Source organism: Micromonospora sp. Utrum1 (assembly GCF_057197805.1).
Genome location: NZ_CM170071.1, coordinates 6,449,589 through 6,465,701, shown reverse-complemented (window position 1 = coordinate 6,465,701; position 16,113 = coordinate 6,449,589). Strand labels below are relative to the sequence as shown.

Here is a 16,113-nt window from a genome sequence, read left to right as displayed (position 1 = left end):
CGTGACCTTCGAGGAGTACGTCGGCAGCCGCGGCCCGGCCCTGTTGCGCCTGGCCCGGCTGCTGACCGGCGACGAGCACCGCGCCGAGGACCTGACCCAGGACGTCCTGGCCCGCGCGTACGTGCACTGGCGGAAGATCGCCCGGGCCGACCGGCCCGACGTGTACGTGCGGCGGATGCTGGTCAACGCGAACACGTCGTGGTGGCGCCGGCGGTCCAGCCGGGAGCTGGCCGTGGACACCTTCGCCGAGCGGCCCCAGCGCGGTGACCTCGGCGGCGAGGCGGCCGACCGCGACGAGATGTGGCGGCTGATCCGCGCCCTCCCCGACCGCCAGCGCGCCGTGCTGGTGCTGCGCTACTACGAGGACCTGGACGACGCGACCATCGCCCAGATCCTCGACTGCTCGCCGGTCACCGTCCGCACCCACGCGATGCGGGCGCTCGCCCAGCTCCGGGAGCGCTGCGGCGTCCCGACGACGAAGGGGAGCCGGCCGTGACCGACCTCGACCAGCGAATCACCTCGGTGCTGCGGGAGCAGGCCGAGGGGGAGACCGACACCCACCGCCTGCTCCGGGAGTCCCGCGCCCGGGGCCGCCGCCGGCAGCTGCGCCGCCGGACCGCCACCGGCACGACCCTGGCCCTGGTCGGGGTCCTCGGCTTCGTCGGCCTGAGCGGCGCGGACCTCGGCGGGCTGTCCGGCCGGCTGCCCTGGGGCGCGGCCACCCCGGCCGTCGCCCCGCCGGTGCCGCCCCGCGCCGACGGGGTGCCCGGCGCGGTCGCCGACCCCACGCGGGTGGCCACCGACGCGCAGGTGCTGCACTTCGGGGTCGACCCGGCCCGCGCCCGCTACCTCGGCTGGGGAATCCGGCAGAACCAGGTGGAATCCGTCCGGTTCACCGTCGGCGGCGGGCCACCCGTCCTGGTCGAGGTGAGTCGCTCCGTCGAGTTGCTGAGCCGGGGGGGCGTGGACGGTTTCACCTTCGACGCCGTGGAGGAGCCGCTGCCGTTCGACGGCACGGTCCGCGAGGTGCCCGGCCAGGCAGGTGGACTGATCCTGTCGTGGCGCCCGGTGAACGGCCTGTACGCCCGGGCGAGCACCGCCGGCAGGGACCGGACGGCGCTCCGGCGGGCGGTCGACGCGCTGCGCTGGAATCAGGCGAGACGGTGCGCGGGCCCGTTGCGGCTCACCACCCTGCCGCCCGGGGCGACGCTGCTGGACTGCGACGTGGACGCCTCCGCCTTCCCGGGCGGGGTGAACGCGCGGTTCACCCTCGTACGCGGGCAGGACGCGACCATGCGGGTGAACTTCGATCACGCCAGCCAGCTCGCGGGCAGCCGGACCGAGGGCAACCGGACCGTCGACGGCCGGTCGGCCTACCTCTATCCCGACGGCACCAGGCTGGAGGTGCTCGGGATCCCGAAGGCGCACCTGATCGCCACCTTCGGCGGATTGGACAAGGGCTTCACCGAGGCCGACGCGACGGTCGTCCTGGCCGGGGTACGGGTGGCCGACGACCTGACCGACCCGCGGACCTGGTAGGCCACCGGGTCCGCCGGCCGGGCCGCCCGACCCGGGGCGGTCCGGCCGGCGGACCGTACGCTTGGTGACCGTGAGTCCCCGTCGCAACCGTCCCCGCCGGGACGACACCAGCCACCTGGACGCCGAGCGGGCGCGCCAGGGCGTGCCGACCGTCCAGCAGTGGCGCGACGGTGACTGGCAGGTCCGCGGGATCACCGGCGGGGCGTCGGTCAAGACGTACCGGTGCCCCGGGTGCGACCAGGAGATCCGCCCCGGGGTGGCGCACCTGGTGGCCTGGCCGGCCGACGACCGGGGTGACCTGACCGACCGCCGGCACTGGCACAGCGGCTGCTGGCGGGCCCGGGACCGGCGCGGGCCCAACCTCCAGCGCGGCCGCGGCGCCCCCCGCTACGGCTGAGCGACCTGGATCACGCTGTTTGCGCCCCGGCGGGCGACGCGGGCGGCGGCGCGGGAGACTGGGACGGTGAGCAAACCGATCCGTGCCTCGTCGATCCTGCCCGGCCGCCGGGAGGACATCGAGCTGCACACCGCCGACGGGTTGAAGCTGGTCGGCGAGCTGGCCCGGCCGCTGGAGCGGGAGCCGGTCGCCACCCTGGTCTGCCTGCACCCGCTGCCCACCCACGGCGGGATGATGGACAGCCACGTGTTCCGCAAGGCGGCCTGGCGGCTGCCCGCGCTGGCCGACCTGGCCGTGCTCCGCTTCAACACCCGGGGCACCAGCAGCGTCCGCGGCACCAGCGAGGGCGCCTTCGACAACGCGGTCGGCGAGCGTTTCGACGTGGCCGCCGCCATCGAGTACGCCGAGTTCCACGAGCTGCCGAACATCTGGCTGGTCGGCTGGTCGTTCGGCACCGACCTGGCGCTGAAGTACGGCTGCGACCCGGCGATCACCGGAGCGATCCTGCTCTCCCCGCCGCTGCGCTTCTCCCAGCCCGAGGACCTGACCGTCTGGGCCGAGTCCGGTCGGCCGCTCACCGCCCTGGTCCCCGAGTTCGACGACTACCTGCGCCCGGAGGAGGCCCGGCAGCGCTTCGCGGCGGTGCCGCAGGCCGAGGTGGTCGGGGTGGCCGGCGCCAAGCACCTCTGGGTCGGCGACGCGGAGACCGTGCTGAACGAGATCGTCAGCCGGGTCAACCCGGCCGTGCCGGTGCCGCTGCCGACCACCTGGGACGGCCCGATGGAGACCGGCGACGTCAGCGCCTACGCCGACCGCACGGTGGCCGCCTTCGCCGACACCCCGGTGCCCGGCCCGGCGCAGCGCCGCGCCGGCTGACGGGTCAGCGGGTCTCCTGCCGGGGCAGCACCACCTCGCGCAGGATGAGCTGGAGCGCGGCCACCGTGGGGATGGCGATCAGCGCGCCGACCACACCCAGCAGCGACACCCCGAGCAGGGCGGCGAGCAGCGCCGCCACCTCGTTGACCGAGACCGCCCGGCGCATGATCTTGGGGTAGATCAGGTAGTTCTCGACCTGCTGGTAGATGAGGAAGAAGACCAGGCAGGCGATGCCGACCGGCAGGTCGGTGGCGAGCCCGACCAGGGTCACCACCACGGCGCCCAGGGTCGCCCCGATCTGCGGGATCAGGTCGGTCACCGCGACCACCACGGCCAGGGCGAAGGGGTACGGCAGCCCGACCACCAGGGCGAACACGAAGGTGCTCGCCCCGGCCAGCACCGCGATGGACAGCGCCCCGACCATGTACGCGCCGACCCGGGCCAGGATCTCGTCGCCGATCAGGCGGACCCGCTCCCGGCGGGACCGGGGCACCAGCGCGTACCCGAGATCGCGCAGCTTGTTGAAGTAGGCCAGGAAGTAGATGGTCAGCACCAGCACGGTCAGTGCCCGGAAGATGGTGCCGAAGATGAGCTGCGCCCCGCCCAGCACACCGCCGAGGGCCCGGCCGATGGTGTCGGCGTTCGCCGCCGACTGGACGCGCTGCATCACGTCGTAGCGCTCGACGAGATCGTTGACCGTCGGGTTGCGGCGCAGGTCGTCGACGTAACCGGGGAGATGCTCGATGAACTGCCCGGACTGGGTCACCACCGGCGGCACCAGGGCCAGCAGGCCACCGACGATCAGCAGCACCAGGGTCAGCGTCACCACCGCCACCGCCAGCCCGTGCGGCAACCCCCAGCGGCGCAACCGGACCACCGCCGGGTGCAGGCCGACCGCGAGGAAGAGCGCGATCACCACCAGCACCAGGATGCCGGCCGAGTTGCGTACGCCCAGGAACACCGCGTACGCCAGCAGCACGCCGAGCGCCCCGGTGAAGCCGAACAGGAAGCTGCTGCGCCGCAGCGGCCGGCCCGGCACGCCGAATCGCCCGCTCGGCTCGAACTCGGTCGGCTCGGTCTCCACGCCGACCTCGGCCAGCGCGGGCTTGTCGGCCGGCCGGCCACGGTCGAGCGGCTCCCGCCCGCCGGCCGACCCCTTGCTGCCGGTCGGTTCGTGGGCCGCAGGACGGCGGGGCGTGGCGTTCGCGTCGTGGGGACCGGGTTCGGGGCGCCTCGCGTCGAGCGGGTCGTCGTCCGGGTCGGCGGAACCCTCCTGCGACACCCGTGCCTCCCCGGCTCCCCGCTCCGGCCCGGCGGAGCGCCCCTGCGGCGGACCGTGAGCACCGGACGGGTCCTCGGCGGCGCAGCCCTCTGCCCCGCAGGTTAGCGGTCGACGCCCGCCCCGACCATCCCCTCCATCACTTCCGCCGCCGTCGCCGAGGTGGGGCTTCCCAGGGTGCCGGACGCCGCCAGCCCGGCGAGCTGGTGCGGTCCCTCACTCGTGCGGCGAGGTGGGGATCCGGCGGGTCGGGTGCGGGACCGCCGGCGGGTCAGTCCTTGTCGACGGTGACGGCGCTCGGCTTGGCGCTGCGCTCATCGGTGGTCGGCTTGGTCGGGCGCTTGCCGTTCTCGCCGGTGCTGGTGATCTTCGTCGGGGTGGCGCCCCGGCCGCCCTCGCCGGGCACGGCCGCCACGGTCGGCCCGCCGTCGACCCCGGCGCTGGCGCCCGAGCCGTCCACGGTGGTCACCGGCTCGGCGACCGGGCGCGCCTTCGCGCCGTCCGCCGGCTCGCCGGTCTTCGCCGCCTCTCCGGCCTTCGCCGCCGGGGCGCCGCCGTTGGGGGAGACCGTCGCGATGCCCTTGGCGGTGACGGGCACCGGGCTGCGGTCGCCCTTCGGCGCGCCACCGGACTCACCGCCGGCCGCCGTGGCCAGCTCGGCCGGGTCGACCGGAGTGGCGGCGAGGCCGGCCGGGCCGGCCTCCGCGTGCAGCTCGAGGAGCCGGCGCTGGAGGTCGTCGGACTCCTGCCGGGACTTCCAGGTCTCCGTACGCAGGTCGGCGAGCTCCTGCTGGGCGTTGGCGATCTCCAGCATCACGTGGGCGAGCTGCTGCCGGCCGGCGGCCACCTCCTGCTGGGTGGCGGCGAGGTGCTGCTGGGTGGTGGCCAGGTGCTGCTGGGTGGTGGCCGCGTACTCCTCGAACTGCCGGCGCGAGGCGGCCACGTGCTCGTCGGCCTTGCGGCGCCTGCCGGCGGCCTCCGCCTCGGCCCGGCGGAGCAGCTCGGTAGCCTCCTCCTCGGCCCGCTGGCGCATGGTGAGCGCGTCCTGCTCGGCCGCCTGGCGCAGCCCCGCCGCGCCCTGCTCGATCTCCGCGCGCCGGGCCGTGTACGCCTTCTCCAGCTCGTCCTGCCGCTTGGTGTGCAGCTTGTCCAGCTCGTCGCGGCGCTTGGCGAACTCCTGCTCGGCGGAGGCGCGGCGCTGGGCCAGCTCCTTCTCCGCCGTCTCCCGCCGGGCGTTGACCTCCTTCTCCACGCCGGCCCGCCAGGCGCCCAGCTCCTGCTGGGTCTGGGCGCGGGCCTGCTGGACGTAGGCCTCGGTCTCGCTCCGCATCCGCTGCACGTACGCCTCGACCTCGGCGCGGTTGCGCTTGCCCGCCTCGGTGGCCTCAGTGGTGAGCCGGTTGGCCTCGGTGCGGGCCCGGCCGCGGGTGGCCTTCGCCGCCTCCTCCGCGTCGTCGACGATCTTCTTGGCCTCGGCGAGCGCCTTGGCGTGGGTGGCCCGGCCGGCCTCGGCGGCGGACTCGGTGAGCCGCTTGGCCTCCTGCTGGGCCTTGGCGTGCACCTCCTTGGCGGCCTCGCGCAGCTGGGTGGCCTCCTGCTGGGCCTTGGCCACCGCCTCCTTGGCCGTCTCGCGCAGCCGGGTGGACTCCTGCTGGGCGCGGGCGTGGATCTCCTTGGCGGTGTCCCGGAGCTGGGTGGCCTCCTGCTGCGCCTTGGCCAGCGCGTCCTGGGCGTTCTTCCGCAGCTTCTCGGCCTCGTCCCGGGCGGCCTTGAGCGTGGCCTCCGCCTCGGCCTTGCGGGCGGCGGTGTGCCGCTCCTCCTCGGCCCGGCGGGCGGCGAGGGCGATCTCGAAGTCCTTGAGGGCCTGGGCGGCCTGCTCCCGGGCCTCCTCGATGATGTGCTCGGCGGCCGCGCGCCGGGCCTCGATCTCCTCGTTGGCGGCGGTCAGGATGTCGTCGGCCTGTTCCTCGGCCATGGTGAGGATCTGCTCGACCCGGGGACCGAGGTGCCGGAACGAGGCGCGGTCCACGACGCCCACCTGCTTGCGCACCTGGGCGAGGTCGCGTTGCAGCACCTCGACCTGGCCGGCCAGCTTGTGAATCTGGGTGTACGCCTGTTCCCGCTCGGTTGTCAGCGCCGAGATCTCGTGCTCCGCACGAGCGACGTAGCGGTCGACCTGTCGTTTGTCGTACCCCCGCAGAGCGGACTCGAAGCTGGGCTCCGTGGTCACGTCCCCGCCGAGGGCGAACAGTTCCTCGCCGTGCGACATGCCCCCATCCTCACACGCATCCGGCCCTGCTGGGGCGATACGGACGCCCCTGTTGGCAGGCGCACTTTCGTGAGCTGGCGAAACGAGCCGGAAAGCGTGACGGCGCGGGGCGGCACCGGTCACCCGGTGTCACCCCGCGCCGCGGCTCATGCCCCGTCTGCGGGTGGTTGTTCAGTTGGCCGACTCGGCCGTGACCTTCTTGTCGGCGCTGTCGGCCTTCGGTGCCTCCGGCTTGTTGGCGCCCGCCGCCGGCACGCCCGGCACGATGCCGGCGAGACCGGAGAGCATCTGCCCGAGCTGCGAGGTGACCGCGTCCTTCTGCCGGGTGAGGTCCTCGACCTCGCGGCGGGCCGCCTGGGTGGTCAGCTCGGCCTCGGTGCGGGCCTCGCTGAGCAGGCGCTGCGCCTCGGCCCTCGCCTCGGACACCGTCTTCTCGGCCAACGCCTTGGCCTTCTCGACCGTGTCGGTGGCGGTGCGCTCGGACTCGACCCGGCGGGCCTCGGCGCGCTGCTCGATCTCCTTGGCCCGCTCCTGGGCGGCCCGGGCGCGCTGCTCGGCCTCGCTGACCAGCTTCTGGGTCTGCGCGACCTGGGCGGCGTGCCGCTCGGACTCCTCGCGCTCGGCCTTCTCGCGCCGCTCGGCGAGCTGGAGCTCCAGGGCCTGAAGGTCCTTGTCGCGCTTGTCCCGCGCGTCGGTGAGCAGCTTGGTGGCCTCGGCCCGCTTCTCCTCGGCCTCGCGGGCGGCCTTGGCCCGCTGCTGGGTGATCTCCCGCTCGGCGGTGGCGCGCAGGGTGGCGACCTCGCGCTCGACCGTCGACTTCAGCTCGGCCACCTCGTGCGCGGTGACCGTACGCAGCTGCTTGGTCTCCCGGTCGGCGTCGGCGCGCAGCGTGTCGGCCTCGCGGCGGGCCTGCACCCGGACCTCGGCGGCCTCGCGCTCGGCGGCGGTGCGGACACTGCCGGCCTCGCGCTCGGCGGAGGCCTTCATGGCAGCCGCCTCGGCGCGCGCCTTGTCGGTGATCTCCCGCGCCTCGAGGCGGGCGGCGGAGAGGATGCCCTCCGACTCGCGCTTGGCCTCGTTGCGGTGGTCGTTGGCCTGCTCCTCGGCCAGCCGGAGGATCTGCTCGACGCGGGTGCCCAGGCCGGAGAGGGTCGGCCGGCTGTTCTCCTCGAGCTGCTTGTTGGTCTCGGTGAGCTTCTGCTCGAGCGCGCCCTGGCGCTGCTCGGCCTGGCGCAGCCGGCGCTGGGCGTCGTTCATCCGCTGCTCGGCCTCGGCGCGGGCCTGCTCGGACTGACTCAGGGCGGCGGTCAACCGGCCGATGAAGTCGTCGACCTGGTTGGTGTTGTAGCCACGCAGGCCAACGGTGAAATCGGGCTGTGAGTTCGCGTTATCGAAGAACGCAAGAGGGGAGGACTGCTGCTGGGGCATTGGGACATACTCGCAGACGCCCCAGGGTGCTTCGCAAGAGCGGTCCGCAGCTTTCGTGTCCTGTTTACATGGTCAACTTCGACGGGCGGGGGGACCGGACCAACCGGCGATCTTGGCAGGTCCCGGGCGGGTCGGGCGGCCCGGCGGGGAGCGCGCGAAAAGGGCCGCGGGACGATGCCCGCGGCCCTTTGTCTTCAAGCAATCGAATGGTGTTCCGGCTTACCGGAAAGGCAATGCGGCGGTCAGTGCCCGCGGAACCGGTTGATCGCGGTTTCGTGCCGGGCACGCAGCTCGGTGTCCCGGACGCCGAGGCCGTCGGTGGGCGCCAGGCAGCGCACGCCGACCTTGCCCTGGTGCGCGTTGCGGTGCACCTCGTACGCGGCCTGGCCGGTCTGCTCCAGCGGGTAGGTCCGCGACACGGTGGGGTGCACCTTGCCGAGCGCCACGAGCCGGTTGGCCTGCCACGCCTCGTGGTAGTTGGCGAAGTGGCTGCCGACGATCCGCTTGAGGTGCATCCAGAGGTAGCGGTTGTCGTACTGGTGCAGGTAGCCGCTGGTGGAGGCACAGGTGACGATGGTGCCGCCCTTTTTGGCGACGTAGACGCTGGCGCCGAAGGTCTCCCGGCCCGGGTGCTCGAAGACGATGTCCGGGTCCTCGCCGCCGGTCAGCTCGCGGATCCGCTCGCCGAACCGCCGCCACTCGTCCTGGTCCTGGGTCTCCTCGTCCTTCCAGAAGCTGAAGCCCTCGGCGGTGCGGTCGATGACCAGCTCGGCGCCCATCTTGCGGCACAGCTCGGCCTTCTCCGGCGAGGAGACCACGCAGACCGGAATGGCCCCGCCGTTGAGCGCCATCTGGGTGGCGTAGCCGCCAAGGCCGCCGGAGGCGCCCCAGATCAGCACCACGTCGCCCTGCTTCATGTTCGCCCCGTGGTGCGAGACGAGCTGCCGGTACGCGGTGGAGTTGACCAGCCCGGGGCTGGCCGCCTCCTCCCAGCTCAGGTGGCGCGGCTTCGGCATGAGCTGGTTGGCCTTGACGACGGCCAGCTCGGCCAAGCCGCCGAAGTTGGTCTCGAAGCCCCAGATCCGCTGCTGCGGGTCGAGCATCGTGTCGTCGTGGCCGGCGGCGTCCTCCAGCTCGACCGACAGGCAGTGCGCCACCACCTCGTCGCCCGCCTTCCACCGGGTCACCCCCGGCCCGGTCCGCAGCACCACGCCGGCCGCGTCCGACCCGACCACGTGGTACGGCAGGTCGTGCCGGCGGGTCAGCTCGGAGAGCCGGCCGTAGCGCTGGAGGAACTTGAAGGTGGGCAGCGGCTCGAAGATGCTGGTCCACACGGTGTTGTAGTTGATCGCGCTGGCCATCACCGCGACGAGCGCCTCGCCGGGGCCCAGCTCCGGGGTGGGCACGTCCTGTACGTGCAGCGCCTTGCGCGGGTCCTTGTCCCGGGTGGCCATGCCGTCGAACATCCGGGTGTCCTCGGCGCGGACCACCACACCCCGGTAGGTCTCGGGTACCGGCAGGCCGGCGAGGCCGGCGAGCTCCCGCTCCGGCTGCGCGGAGCCCTCCGCCGCCATGATCGCTTCGAGGATGTCCTGCACGGTGACCTCCCGTTCGTCGCGCACCCGCACCGGGCGGGCAGGGGCGCTGCCATCGTCGGCGCCGGTGCGACGGGACCGCCATGTCGGCAATCGACACATCCGGCACCGGTCGCGCTCCTGTGGGGCGGGACGTTACTGAACGGTAGCTAGGGCGGGAAGTCCTCTGTGAAAAACTGCATCCGCCGATGCGTGGAGGTGTCCGTGGGAACGCGGAACCGCGCAGTGCCGCGCCGCGTCCCAGGCAGTAGGAAGGAGCCCCGGACACCTCGGCCGGGGCCCCTCCGGTGGCCTCAGTGGCCGGTGGCGGCCGGCTCGACCAGCTCCACCAGGACGCCGCCGGCGTCCTTCGGGTGCACGAAGTTGATCCGCGAGTCGGCGGTGCCCCGCTTCGGCTTCTCGTAGAGCAGCCGGACGCCGCGCTCGCGCAGCGCCGCGCAGGCCGCGTCGATGTCGGTCACCGTGTACGCGACCTGCTGCACGCCCGGCCCGTTGCGGTCCAGGAACTTGGCGATCGTCGAGGACGGCGACAGCGGGGCGAGCAGCTGCAGGCAACCGCCCTCGGTGGTCGGCCCGACGGCGAGCATCGCCTCGCGGACGCCCTGCTCCTCGTTGGTCTCGGTGTGCACGCAGCGCATGCCGAAGGTGCGCTGGTAGAAGTCGATCGCGGCGTCCAGGTCGGCCACGGCGATCCCGACGTGGTCGATGCGGAGCAGGCCGACGTCGGGGACATGGTCGGCAACGGGCTCGACGGGGGAGTTCTCAGCCATGGCGCTAGTGTGGCCTAACGATCGTTCGGCCGGCCTCCCCAGTCGGGCATCTCACTCGGCTGAACGGACGACGCCCGGACGTCCTCGGGGTGAGCCTTGGTCGAACGGCCGACCCGGAGCGGGTCACCCCGGCCCCACATCCTCCGTATGCCCGAGCGGCGGCCGGCGCCGCTCCGATCGTCCTGCTGGACGGCCGATGCCCCGATGAGCAGGTCGCGAGCAGGATTCGAACAGGCACGCACATCAGCAATGGTCGTCCCCCGGCCGGCGCTCGCGGCCCGCGCACGGGGGCCTCGACCGGACTCGGGGAGGGTCGAGCCGTGCGCACGGCACCGAAGAAGCGCGGTAACGCACCGGACGCCACCATCGCAGGCGGCCCGGCTCGGGAGCGGTCGGCATGACGCTGGAGCAGTGGGCGGCGGCGAGCGTCGTGTTGGGCGCCATCCTCAGCGCGCTGACCCTGGCCGTGACGGTGAGCCGGCCGCTGCGCCGCCTGGCGCGCCACAACGACGAGTTCCGGCAGGACTGGTACGGGGTGCCGGCCCGACCGGGCCACGACGCCGTCCCGGGGGTGCCGGAGCGGTTGCGGCGGATCGAAACGGAGCTGCACCCGAACGGACGCGGAACGCTGCGGGACGCGGTCAACGATGCGGAGCGCCGCCTCAAGGACGTGGAGAGCCGTCTCGACGACCACCTCCGGGCGCAGCACGGTCGCACCTCCCACGGCTGACCCACGATCGCCAAGGGTCCCAGCTCATCGATCGTTCGGCATATGCGAACCCGGACGGTGCAAGGTTGATCTGCAAATTGCATGCGGTGAAGAGTACGGATGGTGAGTTCACTGTCACGCCCCGTCGCTGCCATCTGGATCCCCTCCCACGTCGACCCGATCGAACCCCACCTCATGACCTGCCTGGACCACGCGAGGCGCTGCCGCTACGACCTCCTCGGGATCATCACCACGGCACCGTGGGACGAGGTCAGGCAGATGATGATCGACGGGAAGGTCGACGTGGTGGTGGTCGCCCAGCGGGAGCACCTCCCGCCGGACCGGACGCCGCGGATCGAGGTGGCCGCCCGAGGGACGCACCTGTCGCTGGCGTCGTCGCCCAGGGGGCCGGTGCCGCCGCGCCGGCGCCGCCCGCGGCAGGGCTGAACGCGCGAACAGCCCGGCGAAGGCCTGCTGCGTGCTGCCACGTCGGGCCGGCCGGGCCCGGAGGCTGGACGCCGCGGCGCGACGACCAAGCCATCGACCGTCATGACCTGGAGCGCATTGCGGACGTGCTCGGGGTCACCGTACTGTCGCTCTTCCCGGCAGATATGGTGCGTCCTAACAATCGTTAAGGCGTACAGGTCGGCACCCCTCGGAGGCAGGCATGGCTTCGGTGATCGTCAGCGGCGCGCGGACCCCGATGGGGCGCCTGCTGGGCAACCTCAAGGACCTCCCCGCGACGAAGCTCGGTGGCGTCGCGATCAAGGCAGCGCTGGAGCGCGCCGGCGTGGCCCCGGACCAGGTCCAGTACGTGATCATGGGTCAGGTGCTCCAGGCCGGCGCGGGCCAGATCCCGGCCCGCCAGGCCGCCGTCGAGGCGGGCATCCCGATGTCCACCCCGGCGCTGACCATCAACAAGGTCTGCCTCTCCGGGCTGGACGCGATCGCCCTGGCCGACCAGCTCATCCGGGCCGGCGAGTTCGACATCGTGGTGGCCGGCGGCATGGAGTCGATGACCAACGCCCCGCACCTGATGCTCGGCCAGCGCTCCGGCTACAAGTACGGCGACGTGACCATCAAGGACCACATGGCCCTGGACGGTCTCACCGACGCCTGGGACTGCTGCTCGATGGGCGAGTCCACCGAGCGGCACGGGGTGAAGCACGGCATCACCCGCGAGGAGCAGGACGCGTTCGCCGCGGCCAGCCACCAGCGCGCCGCCGCCGCGCAGAAGAACGGTCACTTCGCCGACGAGATCACCCCGGTGATCATCCCGCAGCGCAAGGGCGACCCGCTGGTGATCAGCGAGGACGAGGGCATTCGCCCGGACACCACCGCCGAGTCGCTGGGCAAGCTCCGCCCGGCGTTCACCAAGGACGGCACCATCACCGCCGGCAGCTCCTCGCCGATCTCCGACGGCGCCGCGGCGGTGGTCGTGATGAGCAAGGCCAAGGCCAAGGAGCTGGGGCTCACCTGGCTGGCCGAGATCGGCGCGCACGGCAACGTGGCCGGCCCGGACAACTCGCTGCACTCGCAGCCGTCCAACGCCATCCAGCACGCGCTGAAGAAGGGCGGCCTGAGCGTCGCCGACCTCGACCTCATCGAGATCAACGAGGCGTTCGCCCAGGTCGGCATCCAGTCCGCCCGGGACCTTGGGATCAGCACCGACAAGGTGAACGTCAACGGCGGCGCCATCGCGCTCGGCCACCCGATCGGCATGTCCGGCGCCCGGCTGGTGCTCACCCTGGCGCTGGAGCTCAAGCGGCGCGGCGGCGGCACCGGTGCGGCCGCGCTCTGCGGCGGCGGCGGCCAGGGCGACGCGCTGATCATCCACGTTCCGAACGGCGCCGAGAGCTGACCGTGGCCGACAGTGTCCAGAACGTCCCGGCGGCGGCCACCGGCTCGGTGCGCCGCAGCCGGGACGTACCCCTGCTGGTCGAGCGGGCCCGCGGGGGCGACCCCCGCGCGGTGGCCCGGCTGATCACCCTGGTCGAGTCCGGCGACGAGGTGCTGCCGCAGGTCGCGGCGGCGCTGGCGCCCTTCGCCGGGCACGCCCAGGTGGTCGGCCTGACCGGCTCACCGGGCGTGGGTAAGTCGACCACCACCAACGAGCTGGTCCGGGCGCTGCGGGCGCGCGGCCACCGGGTGGGCGTGCTGGCCATCGACCCGTCCAGCCCGTTCACCGGCGGGGCGATCCTCGGTGACCGGGTCCGGATGCAGGACCACGCCACCGACCCGGGCGTCTACATCCGCTCGATGTCCAGCCGGGGCCACCTGGGCGGGCTCTCCGCGGCCACGCCGCAGGCGGTGCGGGTGCTGGAGGGCGCCGGCTGCGACGTGGTGCTGGTCGAAACCGTCGGCGTCGGCCAGGCCGAGGTCGAGGTGGCCTCGCTGGCCGACACCACGCTGGTGCTGCTCGCGCCGGGCATGGGCGACGCCATCCAGGCGGTCAAGGCCGGCATCCTGGAGATCGCCGACGTCTTCGTGGTCAACAAGGCCGACCGGGACGGCGCCGACGCCACCGTGCGCGACATCCAGGGCATGATCGCGCTGGGCGAGCGCGGGCCGGGCGAGTGGCGGCCGCAGGTGGTCCGCTCCATCGCCGCCCGCGCCGAGGGCATCGACGACATCGCCGCCGCGATCGACAAGCACCGCGACTGGCTGGAGCGCCACGGCGAGCTGCGGCGCCGCCGGGAGGCGCGGGCCGCCGCCGAGATCGAGGCGATCGCGCTGGGCACCCTGCGGGACCGGATCGGCTCGCTGCGCGACGGTACGCAACTGCCGACGCTGGCGGCCAAGGTGGCCGAGGGCGCCATCGACCCGTACGCGGCGGCCGCCGAACTGCTGGAGCAGTTGGGCGCCTGATCCGCCGGCGCGATCAGCGATCTTTTGTACGCCCGATCGCCGCGGGGCGGACCCGCGCCTGACGGGTCCACTGCGGATCCCGGCCGCCTAGTACGCTCGCACCGCCTCACTGAGCGCGTGGGGCCGGACGAACCCCGGTGGGAGAGCATGGCTGACGAGACCCAGGAGCTGTCGGTGCTGCCGAACGCGGTGGCGGGCGGTGCGACGCACGTCTCCGACGAGGTGGTGGAGAAGATCGCGGTGGCCGCCGCGAAGTCGGTGCCCGGCGTGGCCGAGCTCGGCGGCGACGTGGCCCGCTTCTTCAACGCCGTGCTGGACCGGGTCGGGCTGGACCAGGTGGGCGACGCGCGGCGCGGCTGCTCGGCGCACGTCACCGACGGGGCGGCGGTGGTCAACCTGGTGATCGTGATCGACGGCGGCCGGCCGGTGCCGGAGGTGACCGACGCGGTGCGCGCCGCGGTGACCTCGGCGGTCGAGGCGTACGGGCTGCGGGTCGACGAGATCAACATCCGGGTCGACGACGTGGCGCTGGGCGGTCCGGCGGCGCCCTCGGCCTGATCCAGGTTACCGGCCGGTACACACATCCTTAGCGATCGTTCAGGCCGGCGTTCTACACTCGGACTGCATCCGAGGACTCGAGGAGGAGCTCCGCGCATGGACGCCGACGAGATCGCCGCCGGTCGGGCCCGCTGGCAGGCCCGCTACGACGCCGCCCGCAAGCGGGACGCGGACTTCACCACGCTCTCCGGGATGACCGTGGACCCGGTGTACGGCCCGCCGGAGGGGGTGCCCTACCCCGGCTTCGAGCGGATCGGCTGGCCCGGCGAGTTCCCGTACACCCGGGGGCTCTACCCGACCGGCTACCGCGGGCGGACCTGGACCATCCGGCAGTTCGCCGGGTTCGGCAACGCCCAGCAGACCAACGAGCGCTACAAGATGATCCTCGGCGCCGGCGGCGGCGGGCTCTCCGTCGCCTTCGACATGCCGACCCTGATGGGGCGCGACTCCGACGACCCGCAGTCGCTCGGCGAGGTCGGCCACTGCGGCGTGGCGATCGACTCGGCCGCCGACATGGAGGTGCTCTTCGACGGCATCGACCTGGCCGGCGTGACCACCTCGATGACCATCTCCGGCCCGGCGGTGCCGGTCTTCTGCATGTACCTGGTCGCCGCCGAGCGGCAGGGCGCCGACCTGTCCACCCTGGACGGCACGCTCCAGACGGACATCTTCAAGGAGTACATCGCGCAGAAGGAGTGGCTCTTCGACCCGGAGCCGCACCTGCGCCTCATCGGCGACCTGATGGAGTACTGCGCCCGGGAGATCCCGCGGTACAAGCCGCTGTCGGTGTCCGGCTACCACATCCGCGAGGCGGGTTCGACTGCCGCGCAGGAGCTGGCGTACACCCTGGCCGACGGGTTCGGCTACGTCGAGCTGGGGCTCTCCCGCGGGCTGGACGTCAACGTCTTCGCCCCGGGCCTGAGCTTCTTCTTCGACTCCCACGTGGACTTCTTCGAGGAGATCGCCAAGTTCCGCGCCGCCCGCCGGATCTGGGCCCGCTGGCTGCGCGACGTCTACGGCGCCACCAGCGAGAAGGCCCAGTGGCTGCGGTTCCACACGCAGACCGCCGGGGTGTCGCTGACCGCCCAGCAGCCGGTCAACAACGTGGTGCGGACCGCCGTGGAGGCCCTGGCGGCCGTGCTCGGCGGCACCAACTCGCTGCACACCAACGCCCTCGACGAGACCCTCGCCCTGCCCACCGACGAGTCGGCCGAGATCGCCCTGCGTACCCAGCAGGTGCTGATGGAGGAGACCGGGGTCGTCAACGTCGCCGACCCGCTCGGCGGCTCGTGGTACGTCGAGGCGCTGACCGACAAGATCGAGGCCGAGGCGGAGGAGATCTTCGCCCGGATCCGGCAGCTCGGCGGCGAGGGCCCGCACAAGATCGGCCCGATGACCTCGGGCATCCTGCGCGGCATCGAGGACGGCTGGTTCACCGGCCACATCGCCGAGTCGGCCTTCGTCTACCAGCAGGCGCTGGAGAAGGGCGACAAGCGGATCGTCGGGGTCAACTGCCACACCGGCACCGTGGCGAAGGACCTGGAGATCCTGCGCATCTCGCACGAGGTCGAGCTGGAGCAGCGCCGGATGCTCGCCGAGCGCAAGGTGGGCCGCGACGACGCCGCCGTGAAGGCCGCCGTGCAGCGGATGGTCGAGGTCAGCCGGACCGGGGAGAACATGATCCCGGCCATGCTGGACGCCGTCCGGGCCGAGGCCACGCTGGGCGAGATCTGCGACGCGCTGCGGGCCGAGTGGGGCGTCTACCGCGAGCCCGCCCGCTTCTGACCCCTCCTCCGCGATCTTGCACTTCGGGCCCGGCAGGTGC

15 protein-coding genes are annotated in these 16,113 nt (G+C 73.1%); 10 read left to right on the top strand and 5 right to left on the bottom strand.

From position 1 onward, the window contains the following. Position 1 precedes the first annotated feature (1 nt). The 4 genes from AC0OLQ_RS30365 to AC0OLQ_RS30350 all read left to right on the top strand — a co-directional run bounded on the left by AC0OLQ_RS30365 (position 2) and on the right by AC0OLQ_RS30350 (position 2,812). The gene (locus tag AC0OLQ_RS30365) at positions 2–496 is read left to right on the top strand and encodes a SigE family RNA polymerase sigma factor (protein ID WP_107078492.1); all 495 of its coding nucleotides are present in this window, start codon (positions 2–4) and stop codon (positions 494–496) included. Further along, positions 493–1,539: a hypothetical protein gene (locus AC0OLQ_RS30360; RefSeq protein WP_484529054.1), complete on the top strand. Its 1,047-nt coding sequence runs from the start codon at positions 493–495 to the stop codon at positions 1,537–1,539. Before AC0OLQ_RS30365 ends, AC0OLQ_RS30360 begins: the two co-directional genes overlap by 4 nt. Before the next feature lie 64 nt (positions 1,540–1,603). Next, the gene (locus AC0OLQ_RS30355) at positions 1,604–1,936 is read left to right on the top strand and encodes a hypothetical protein (protein WP_484529053.1); all 333 of its coding nucleotides are present in this window, start codon (positions 1,604–1,606) and stop codon (positions 1,934–1,936) included. Positions 1,937–2,002: 66 nt separating this feature from the next. Beyond that, entirely contained in the window at positions 2,003–2,812 is an 810-nt protein-coding gene (locus tag AC0OLQ_RS30350) for an alpha/beta hydrolase (RefSeq protein WP_357341636.1), read from the top strand. A gap of 4 nt (positions 2,813–2,816) precedes the next feature. On the opposite strand, the gene AC0OLQ_RS30345 is transcribed toward AC0OLQ_RS30350, so the two are convergent. The 5 genes from AC0OLQ_RS30345 to mce form a co-directional block, all read right to left on the bottom strand. Then, positions 2,817–3,911: an AI-2E family transporter gene (locus AC0OLQ_RS30345; protein WP_357341648.1), complete on the bottom strand. Its 1,095-nt coding sequence runs from the start codon at positions 3,909–3,911 to the stop codon at positions 2,817–2,819. A 451-nt stretch (positions 3,912–4,362) separates the two neighbouring features. Further along, positions 4,363–6,360, bottom strand: a complete 1,998-nt coding sequence (locus tag AC0OLQ_RS30340) for a coiled-coil domain-containing protein (protein ID WP_484529052.1) — start codon at positions 6,358–6,360, stop codon at positions 4,363–4,365. Between the two features lie 171 nt (positions 6,361–6,531). Next, entirely contained in the window at positions 6,532–7,788 is a 1,257-nt protein-coding gene (locus AC0OLQ_RS30335) for a DivIVA domain-containing protein (RefSeq protein ID WP_484529051.1), read from the bottom strand. A 242-nt stretch (positions 7,789–8,030) separates the two neighbouring features. Beyond that, entirely contained in the window at positions 8,031–9,386 is a 1,356-nt protein-coding gene (ccrA, locus tag AC0OLQ_RS30330; protein ID WP_484532470.1) for a crotonyl-CoA carboxylase/reductase, read from the bottom strand. Positions 9,387–9,676: 290 nt separating this feature from the next. Next, positions 9,677–10,153 carry a methylmalonyl-CoA epimerase gene (gene mce, locus AC0OLQ_RS30325; RefSeq protein WP_484529050.1) on the bottom strand — a complete coding sequence of 159 codons (477 nt, stop codon included), beginning with the start codon at positions 10,151–10,153 and terminating at the stop codon, positions 9,677–9,679. 397 nt (positions 10,154–10,550) lie between these two features. Here mce and AC0OLQ_RS30320 point away from each other — a divergent pair, with 397 nt between their 5' ends. From AC0OLQ_RS30320 to icmA, 6 genes are all read left to right on the top strand, one after another. Then, entirely contained in the window at positions 10,551–10,883 is a 333-nt protein-coding gene (locus tag AC0OLQ_RS30320; RefSeq protein WP_357341632.1) for a hypothetical protein, read from the top strand. Positions 10,884–10,982: 99 nt separating this feature from the next. Further along, positions 10,983–11,309 carry a hypothetical protein gene (locus AC0OLQ_RS30315; RefSeq protein WP_484529049.1) on the top strand — a complete coding sequence of 109 codons (327 nt, stop codon included), beginning with the start codon at positions 10,983–10,985 and terminating at the stop codon, positions 11,307–11,309. A 220-nt stretch (positions 11,310–11,529) separates the two neighbouring features. Further along, the gene (locus AC0OLQ_RS30310) at positions 11,530–12,723 is read left to right on the top strand and encodes an acetyl-CoA C-acetyltransferase (protein WP_357341630.1); all 1,194 of its coding nucleotides are present in this window, start codon (positions 11,530–11,532) and stop codon (positions 12,721–12,723) included. A gap of 2 nt (positions 12,724–12,725) precedes the next feature. Further along, positions 12,726–13,730 (top strand): methylmalonyl Co-A mutase-associated GTPase MeaB, encoded by a 1,005-nt coding sequence (meaB, locus tag AC0OLQ_RS30305; protein WP_357341629.1) that lies wholly within the window; start codon positions 12,726–12,728, stop codon positions 13,728–13,730. A 147-nt stretch (positions 13,731–13,877) separates the two neighbouring features. Beyond that, complete coding sequence (locus tag AC0OLQ_RS30300; RefSeq protein ID WP_484529048.1) at positions 13,878–14,288, top strand: Asp23/Gls24 family envelope stress response protein; 411 nt, start codon at positions 13,878–13,880, stop codon at positions 14,286–14,288. Positions 14,289–14,384: 96 nt separating this feature from the next. Next, positions 14,385–16,073 carry a coenzyme B12-dependent isobutyryl-CoA mutase large subunit gene (gene icmA, locus AC0OLQ_RS30295; RefSeq protein ID WP_484529047.1) on the top strand — a complete coding sequence of 563 codons (1,689 nt, stop codon included), beginning with the start codon at positions 14,385–14,387 and terminating at the stop codon, positions 16,071–16,073. The last annotated feature ends 40 nt before the right edge of the window (positions 16,074–16,113 follow it).